Here is an 8474-nt window from a genome sequence, read left to right as displayed (position 1 = left end):
GTCGGCGCACCGCATGACTGTCTCGAAATCCACTATGCCGGCGACGACCGGCTGTTCCTGCCGGTCGAAAACATCGAGCTCCTCTCACGCTACGGATCGGATTCGGCGGAAGCGCCACTCGACAAGCTCGGCGGCGGCGCCTGGCAGGCGCGCAAAGCGCGGCTGAAGAAGCGGCTGCTCGACATGGCCGGGCAATTGATCCGCATCACCGCCGAGCGGCAGATGCGCGCAGCACCCGCCATGATTCCGGCCGACGGCCTTTATGGCGAGTTCGCGGCGCGCTTTCCCTATGAAGAAACCGACGACCAGCAGACGGCAATCGATTCCGTCATGGACGATCTCGGCGCCGGCAAGCCGATGGATCGGCTGGTTTGCGGCGACGTCGGCTTCGGCAAGACGGAAGTGGCGCTGCGCGCCGCCTTCATCGCGGCGATGGAAGGGTTCCAGGTCGCCGTCGTGGTGCCGACGACGCTGCTGTCGCGGCAGCATTTCAAGACCTTCTCGCAACGCTTTTCCGGCCTGCCGATCCGCGTCGCGCAGGCATCGCGCCTGGTCGGCTCCAAGGAACTGGCCGAGACCAAGAAGGGCGTCGCCGACGGCACGGTCGACATCGTCGTCGGCACGCACGCGCTGCTCGGTAGCTCGATCTCCTTCAAAAATCTCGGCCTGCTGATCATCGACGAGGAGCAGCATTTCGGCGTCAAGCACAAGGAGCGGCTGAAGGAGCTCAAGAACGACGTGCATGTGCTGACACTTTCGGCGACGCCGATTCCGCGCACGCTGCAGTTGGCGCTGACCGGTGTTCGCGAGCTGTCGCTGATCGCCACCCCTCCGGTCGACCGCATGGCGGTGCGCACTTTCATCTCGCCCTTCGATCCGCTGGTCATCCGCGAGACGCTGCTGCGCGAGCGCTACCGCGGCGGCCATTCCTTCTATGTCGTGCCGCGTATCAGCGATCTTGCCGAAATCCATGATTTCCTGAGAGAATCCGTGCCGGAACTGAAAGTAGCGGTCGCCCACGGCCAGATGCCGGCCGGTGAACTCGACGACATCATGAATGCCTTCTATGACGGCCAGTACGACGTGCTTCTGTCGACGACCATCGTCGAATCCGGCCTCGACATTCCGACCGCCAACACGCTCATCATCCACCGAGCCGATATGTTCGGTCTGGCCCAACTCTATCAGTTGCGCGGCCGCGTCGGCCGCTCGAAGGTGCGAGCCTATGCGCTGTTCACGCTGCCGGCTAACCGCAAGCTCACCGATACGGCCGAGCGCAGGCTCAAGGTGCTGCAGTCGCTCGATACGCTCGGCGCTGGTTTCCAACTTGCCAGCCACGACCTCGATATCCGCGGCGCAGGCAATCTCCTCGGCGAGGAACAATCCGGCCACATCAAGGAGGTCGGTTTCGAGCTCTACCAGCAGATGCTGGAGGAAGCGGTGGCCGAAGTGAAGGATTCCGGCGAAGTGCTGGATGGCGGCTGGTCGCCGCAGATCGCGGTGGGCACCGCGGTGATGATCCCGGAGAGCTATGTGCCGGACCTGCAGCTCAGGATGGCGCTCTACCGCCGCCTTGGCGACTTGGAGACCACCGAGGAGATCGACGGCTTCGGCGCCGAGCTGATCGACCGCTTCGGGCCGCTGCCGGAAGAAGTGACGCATCTGTTGAAGATCGTCTTCATCAAGGCGCTTTGCCGCAAGGCCAATGTCGAGAAGCTCGATGCCGGCCCCAAGGGCGTCGTCATCCACTTCCGCAAGCGCGAATTCCCCAATCCGGTCGGACTGGTCAAATTCATCGGCGAGCAGGGCTCGCTGGCCAAGATCAGGGCCGACCACAGCGTCGTCTTCATGCGTGACTGGCCGAATGCCGAGAAGCGGCTGGCCGGCTCGGCTGTTGTCATGACTCAATTGGCGCGGCTGGTCGACAAAGCTGCCTGACGGCTCCAGACCGGCATCCGAGCAGTTCAAGGCATTCGCCACTGCTGAAATTCCCGGCTAGAATAGAAAATCGGCTTCGTGTAAGGAGCCGCGACCTCTGATTGGGGTGGGAATGGCGAGCGAGACCGCTCGCCAGTTTGTTTTGACGCAATTCCGGACGGAAACCGTTCACAGTTTTCCTGGAATTGCTCTGAAGAGTTTTGGGTGCAGCGATGACAAAATGGTCGCCGAATTCGTGGAGAGCAAAGCCGATCAAGCAGGTTCCGGCCTATCCGGACCTTGCGGCGCTGGAGGCCACGGAAGCCCGGCTCACCACCTATCCGCCGCTGGTGTTTGCCGGTGAAGCGCGCAAGCTGAAGAAGCAACTGGCGGCGGTCGCCGCCGGCGAGGCCTTCCTGCTCCAGGGCGGCGACTGCGCCGAGAGCTTTGCCGAGCATGGCGCCGACAACATCCGCGACTTCTTTCGCGTCTTCCTGCAGATGTCGGTGGTGCTCACCTTCGCCGGCGCGCAGCCGGTGGTGAAGGTCGGCCGCGTCGCCGGCCAGTTCGCCAAGCCGCGCTCCTCCGACAGCGAGACCAAGGCCGGCGTGACGCTGCCGAGCTATCGCGGCGACATCATCAACGGCATCGAGTTCGACGCCGCGTCGCGCATCCCGGATCCCGCAAGGCAGGAGATGGCGTATCGCCAGTCGGCGGCGACCCTCAATCTCCTGCGCGCCTTCGCGCAAGGCGGCTATGCCAGCCTGGAGAACGTGCATCGCTGGATGCTGGGCTTCGTTGCCGACAGCCCGCAGGGCGAGAAATACGAATCGCTCGCCAACCGCATCACCGAGACGATGGATTTCATGCGCGCGGTGGGCATCACGTCGGAAACCAATTTCGCGCTGCGCGAGACCGATTTCTACACCAGCCACGAGGCGCTGCTGCTCGGCTACGAGGAGGCGCTGACCCGCGTCGATTCGACTTCCGGCGATTGGTACGCGACTTCGGGCCATATGATCTGGATCGGCGACCGCACCCGCCAGCCCGACCATGCGCATGTCGAATATTGCCGCGGCATCGAGAATCCGCTCGGCCTGAAATGCGGTCCGTCGCTGACGCCGGACGGCCTGCTGGAGCTTATCGACCTGCTCAACCCCGAGAATGAGCCCGGACGGCTGACGCTCATCGCGCGGTTCGGCTCCGACAAGGTCGCCGAGCATCTGCCGAAGCTGGTGCGGGCGGTGAAGAAGGAGGGCCGCAACGTGGTGTGGTCTTCCGACCCGATGCATGGCAACACGATCGAGGCGGCCGGCTACAAGACGCGGCCGTTCGACCGTATCCTGAAGGAAGTGCAGACCTTCTTCGAGGTACACCGCGCCGAAGGCACGCATCCGGGCGGCATCCATGTCGAGATGACCGGCAAGAACGTCACCGAGTGCACCGGCGGCGCCCGGGCCATCACGGCGGAAGACCTGCAGGACCGCTATCACACCCATTGCGATCCGCGCCTCAATGCCGACCAGGCGATCGAACTGGCCTTCCTGGTCTCGGATCTGCTCAAGAAAAGCCATACGATCCAGCACAAGCAAGCCGCCAACGCCTAAGCCGCTTGCCAGCGATCGAACCGGGGCGTCGGACAAAGTCCGAGGCCCTTTTCGTTTGGGCCGATCCTGCGAGGCGCCGGCCGCCGAAACCTTACGAAAATTTATAGTTACGCGACCATCGCAAGACCAAGATTGAGGTGGAGGTGTCGCCCGCGGTCGAAAACCGCGCACACGACACAGGTCCCCCATGCGCCACGAGCATGCCATCGTTCATCACCGCGCGATCGACTTCTGGTCGGCGCGGGCGGCGGTGCTTGTCGTCATCTGCCTGCAGCTTCTGGTCATCAACGACCTGTCCTTCGGTCCGCGCTGGCTCGCGCCCGCGATCGAGGCGGCGCTGCTCGTGCCTTTGTCGATCGCAACGGCCTGGACGCAAATGGCGACTCAGAAGGCCGTCGATCACGAGCATTGGTATGCGATCGGCCGGTTTCGCGTCTTCATCCGCCGTACCGCCTTGGTCATGACCGGCGTCATCAGCATCATGAATTGCGGCTCGCTGGTCTTTCTGGTCCAGAAGCTGCTGGCAGGCCATGCCGGCGCCGGCACGACGCTGCTTGTCGACGCGCTCAACATCTGGGTCACCAACGTCATCGTCTTCGCGCTGTGGTTCTGGAGCACCGACCGCGGCGGCCCGCCGACCTGCGGCCTGGTCAAGCGCGCGCATGCCGATTTCCTGTTCCCGCAGATGACGCTGTCCGATCGCGAGATCCGCGACTGGCTGCCCGGCTTTGTCGATTACGTGTTCCTGGCCTTCACCAATGCGACGGCGTTCTCGCCGACCGACACATTGCCGCTCACTCAGCGCGCCAAGCTCCTGATGATGGCCGAGGCAATGATCTCGCTGCTGACGATCGCGCTGGTCGCCGCGCGTGCGGTCAACATTCTGGCTTAACTAGCGCCCGCGCTCCCAGCGCATATTCGCCAGCCTCGGATCGACAAAGCTCGTCCTTGAGAATTCCAGCCGCCTGTCTGGAAATTCGCAGATTGCCTGGACCCCGAACGAGCCGATGCGGATGCGCCAGGTATGAGGCTCCAGCGGCTTGGCCTTGGCAAAACCGCTGCACGTCAAGAGCGCGATGTTGGCGCCCTTCGGATCGCGCGCCGAGCGGTAGCGGATGGCCTGCATCCCCGCCTCGCGCGCCACGTCGGCGATGGCCTGGCAGGCGGCATAGTCAGTCGGATCCGTCCACGCCTTCTCGTCGCAGTCGAGCGGCGGCCGCGTGAGGTCGACGGCCTTCTCGCATCTGATGGCCGCGGCAAAGGCGGTATATTCGGCCGCGTCGTTCGGCCATTGCGTTTGCGGCGATTCCGCAAAGAACAGCAAGCGGTAGAAGGCCATTTCCGCCACTGCCGTCAGCACCGTCTCGGCGGCGTAATAGACGCCCTTGGTCTTGCCGGCGCGGCGGAAGCGCGAGCCGTACGGATAAATCGAGCCGTAGCGGAAGGGCGTCGCCAGAAGATAGTGAAGATGGCGGCATTCCAGCGGGATCCGCGGCTTGCTTTCCTCGATGAGGTCTTCGAGCAGGCCCTGCTCGTCGAGCCTGTCGACGAGCTTCAGGGTCGAGACGCGATGCTGCGCCTCGACCATCCGCCAATATTTGCCTTCGAGCCTGACGGCCTCAGACGAGAGCGCGTCGGGAATCCAGGTAGGCAATGACATCGACAAGTCCGGCAATGGTCAGGATTTTTTCGAGCGGCGTGCCGTCGAGCGCCGTGTTCGGGTTCTTCAGCCATGCCCGGGCGACCGTCTCGTCGCCGCCGACGATGGCGTCGAGCGAGCGGAACAGCCGCACGAACAGCACCGCAAGCTCGAACGGCTTGGTGCCGCGCTCGAGCAGGAACTCCTGCTTGCGCATGCGCGAGACCGTCGCCTCAGAGACGCCGATGACCAGAGCAAGCGTTCGCGCCGTGATCTCGAGCAGGTCGGCCGCGCGCAGCGTGGCCTTGGTGATGACGGCATTTTCTGCCGCCGTCGCGGCAGCGACTGGACGTGGCATGAGCGCACCCTTTCATTTCCGTGGAAAATATAGTCCACAGAAATTCATTTGGAAAGCGTGTCCAATGTGCCCTCAGTCCTTCTTGTAGAGCAGCCAGCCCTTGCCGGCACGGCCGGCCATTGTGGAATGCCTGGTGACGCGGTTGCGGCCGCCGATCTTGGAGCGGTAGAGCGCGCGGTCGGCCTTGGTGTAGAGGTCTTCGGGGGTGTCGGCCTCGGAAGCCATGCAAATGCCCATCGAGACAGTCACCGTGCCATAGTTCATCCCGGTCTGGCTGCTTGTGAACGGCGTCTGTTCGATCAGCACGCGGATGCGCTCGGCGATTTCATAGGTGGTGTCCTCGCTGGCGCCTTCGACGATCAGCGCGAACTCCTCGCCGCCGGTGCGCGCCACGAACATGTCGGCGCGGATGCTGGACTGGAAGATGTCGGCGATGATCTGGATGATCCTGTCGCCAACCGGATGGCCGTAACGGTCGTTGATATCCTTGAAGCGATCGATGTCGGCAAGGATGAGCGCGTTGAAGAGGATACCGCGGTTGCTGTTGTAGATGCGCGTGATTTCCTTGTCGAAGGCGCGGCGATTCCAGATCTGCGTCAGCGGATCGGTATTGGCGAGCCGCTTGTATTCCTCCAACTTCGATTTGACGCTCTCGAGCTCGGCCGTCTTTTCGCTGAGCGTGCTCGCGATCTGGCGGTTGTGATCCAGCGTCGAGCTGGTGGCGGCAGACATCGCGCCGGCGATCTTTTGCAGCAGATCCTGGGAAAGCAGGCTGCGATTGCTCAGGCCGCTCGACGTCTCGTCGAGGATGCGGCCGTACTTTTCGATATGGCTTCGCTCGCTGCGCAGCAGCGCGGCGACGTCCTCAAGCTCCTTGGCGACCACCTCGCGGGCGTGTTCGACGATCGCAGGCCCGTGGTGCTGCGGGAAGAAGGTGCGTCCGATGCGATCGAGATCCTCTTGCGTCGGGCGGTTGCTCAACGAGACGACAGCGAGGCTGAGCTCGTGATTGCTGCCGCTCAGCGCTTCATAGAAGATTTCGTAGTTGCGCGGCAGGCCGAGCAGGCCGAGCTGGCGCATGGTCGCCACAACGGTGCTGGCGATGTCGCCATTTCTGTCGCTCGGGACGGCTGCCGGCTGCATAGTCTGTTCACTACCCCCTTCAGTGCGCGACCGGAGACCTGCCACCGCCGGGAGCCGCCAATGCGGGGATCGAATCAGAATTGCGATGCTAGGCCGCGTCCCCAACACGACCATCGCCTGCAGGAACCATAAATGCAGCTGCGCTAAAGTTTCCTTAATGGCCGCCGTTTCCAGACCGTTTTTGCTGCTTCAGGTTGCACTGCAGTGCAGGCGCAGCTTTTGAAACGCGCCGCTTCGGTGTCGCATTTGCCTGCGCCGGAAGAGCGCAAAACTGGAATCTTGTGTGGCGCGATCGAGGCGTATGGCGTTGAAGGAGGCCGGGGATGGGCGAAAATCACACGGGATCGTGCCTGTGCGGAGCGGTGCGCTTCACGACGAGAGGAGCGTTGCGCGGGGTGGTCTATTGCCACTGCTCGCAGTGCCGCAAGCAAACAGGCCATTTCGTTGCAGCGACTTCTTCGAGGGACGCCGACATCGACATCGAGGGGGCCGACGCGCTTGCTTGGTACGGCGCGTCCGACATAGCGAAACGCGGTTTTTGCCGCAGCTGCGGCTCGGTGCTGTTCTGGAAGCACAACGAGCTCGACACGATCTCCATCATGGCCGGCTCGTTCGACAAGCCGACCGGGCTTTCGGCCGAAAGCCACATCTTCGTCGGCGACAAGGGCGACTATTATGCAATCGACGACGGCCTGCCGCAGTTCGACAAGTCGACGCCGTCGATAAAGGTCGCGGACGAGTGACTTTTGGGCCGCCTGCCTTATTCCCTTGACCCGGCTGTTGCGATATCCCCTCACGGTGATTCGAAACGGGGCTGGGCATGCAGCGGCTGATCGACGCTTTCATCAACTCGGTGCGGGCTTTCCGCAAGCTGGCTGCTCACGAAAAGGCGTTCCAGCAGGAGTTGATGCTGCTTGCGCTCGCTCTGCCGGCCGGCTGGTTCATCTCGGTATCCTGGCGCGGCTACGCCTTGCTGATCGGCGCGGTTCTGCTGATGATTCTGGTCGAGGTGCTCAACACAGGCATCGAGGCTGCGTGCGACGCGATCTCCCGCGAGTTCCACATCGACATCCAGCTCGCCAAGGACTGCGGCTCGCTGGCGGTGCTGATTTCGATCGTGATCGCGGGGGGCGTCTGGGGCATTGCCATCATCGAGCGCATCATCGGCGCGCCGATCTGACCGGGAGGCATCGGTCCGACAGCTTAGGATTCGGCCTGATCCTCTTTTGCGTCCTTTGCGCGCTCCCTTCCGGCAAAATGGCGGGCAACCAGTCCGGCCAGGACGGCCACAGCGATGCCGACGGCGAGGGCTACGAGCACGCGCTCATGGCGGGCAAATGCCTGGCCGACCATGCGCTCCGCTCCCAGCCCGAAGACATAGCCGACCGTGCCGAAGAGGGCTGCCCAGACTGCCGACGAGATGGCGTTCAGGATGACGAAGCGCGGCACCGACACGGTCGACAGCCCGGCGGCGATGCCGCCGACAAGCCGCATTCCGTAGATGTAGCGGTTCGTCAGCACGAAGATGTTGGGATGGGTGTTGAGCAGCCGGTAGGCGCGGCGAAAACCCGGCCGCCTGCGCAGCCTGACGACATAGGGATGATCGGCAAAGCTGCGGCCGAGGGTGAAGAAAGCCGTGTCGCCGGCGAAGGCGCCGAGAAACGCGGCCAGGAAAGCCTGCCAGAGCACGAATATGTGCTGATGGGCGAAGAAGCCGCCGAGGATGGCAGCGCTTTCGCCCTCGGCGACGCAGCCAAGGAAGACCGCGATCAGCCCGTATTGCTCGATCAGACGATGGATGGCCTCGGTC

9 protein-coding genes are annotated in these 8474 nt (G+C 63.3%); 5 read left to right on the top strand and 4 right to left on the bottom strand.

Going from position 1 to position 8474, the window contains the following annotated elements; genetic code table 11:
- From mfd to EOA75_RS24375, 3 genes are all read left to right on the top strand, one after another.
- The coding region (gene mfd, locus EOA75_RS24385; RefSeq protein ID WP_127325355.1) for a transcription-repair coupling factor at positions 1-1938 on the top strand (1938 nt) is incomplete at its 5' end.
- A 212-nt stretch (positions 1939-2150) separates the two neighbouring features.
- Complete coding sequence (locus tag EOA75_RS24380; protein ID WP_067328161.1) at positions 2151-3524, top strand: 3-deoxy-7-phosphoheptulonate synthase class II; 1374 nt, start codon at positions 2151-2153, stop codon at positions 3522-3524.
- A 187-nt stretch (positions 3525-3711) separates the two neighbouring features.
- The gene (locus tag EOA75_RS24375) at positions 3712-4416 is read left to right on the top strand and encodes a hypothetical protein (protein WP_067000338.1); all 705 of its coding nucleotides are present in this window, start codon (positions 3712-3714) and stop codon (positions 4414-4416) included.
- Here EOA75_RS24375 and EOA75_RS24370 read toward each other — a convergent pair whose 3' ends face one another.
- From EOA75_RS24370 to EOA75_RS24360, 3 genes are all read right to left on the bottom strand, one after another.
- Positions 4417-5184: an RES family NAD+ phosphorylase gene (locus EOA75_RS24370; RefSeq protein WP_127325354.1), complete on the bottom strand. Its 768-nt coding sequence runs from the start codon at positions 5182-5184 to the stop codon at positions 4417-4419.
- Positions 5144-5521 (bottom strand): antitoxin Xre/MbcA/ParS toxin-binding domain-containing protein, encoded by a 378-nt coding sequence (locus tag EOA75_RS24365; RefSeq protein WP_066998964.1) that lies wholly within the window; start codon positions 5519-5521, stop codon positions 5144-5146. The genes EOA75_RS24370 and EOA75_RS24365 overlap by 41 nt, the downstream gene beginning before the upstream one ends.
- Before the next feature lie 72 nt (positions 5522-5593).
- Entirely contained in the window at positions 5594-6664 is a 1071-nt protein-coding gene (locus EOA75_RS24360; protein WP_067328165.1) for a diguanylate cyclase, read from the bottom strand.
- Positions 6665-6987: 323 nt separating this feature from the next.
- On the opposite strand from EOA75_RS24360, the gene EOA75_RS24355 reads away from it, so the two are divergent.
- Both EOA75_RS24355 and EOA75_RS24350 read left to right on the top strand, forming a co-directional pair.
- Positions 6988-7407, top strand: coding sequence for a GFA family protein (locus EOA75_RS24355; RefSeq protein ID WP_067328168.1), 420 nt, complete (start codon positions 6988-6990; stop codon positions 7405-7407).
- A gap of 77 nt (positions 7408-7484) precedes the next feature.
- The gene (locus tag EOA75_RS24350) at positions 7485-7844 is read left to right on the top strand and encodes a diacylglycerol kinase (protein ID WP_067328170.1); all 360 of its coding nucleotides are present in this window, start codon (positions 7485-7487) and stop codon (positions 7842-7844) included.
- Between the two features lie 23 nt (positions 7845-7867).
- On the opposite strand, the gene EOA75_RS24345 is transcribed toward EOA75_RS24350, so the two are convergent.
- The coding region (locus EOA75_RS24345) for a DedA family protein (RefSeq protein ID WP_164747530.1) at positions 7868-8474 on the bottom strand (607 nt) is incomplete at its 5' end.

The organism is Mesorhizobium sp. M1A.F.Ca.IN.022.07.1.1 (assembly GCF_003997575.1).
Lineage (GTDB): Bacteria > Pseudomonadota > Alphaproteobacteria > Rhizobiales > Rhizobiaceae > Mesorhizobium.
Note: the sequence above shows the minus strand (reverse complement) of the source record. Positions and strands in the feature narration are given on the sequence as shown.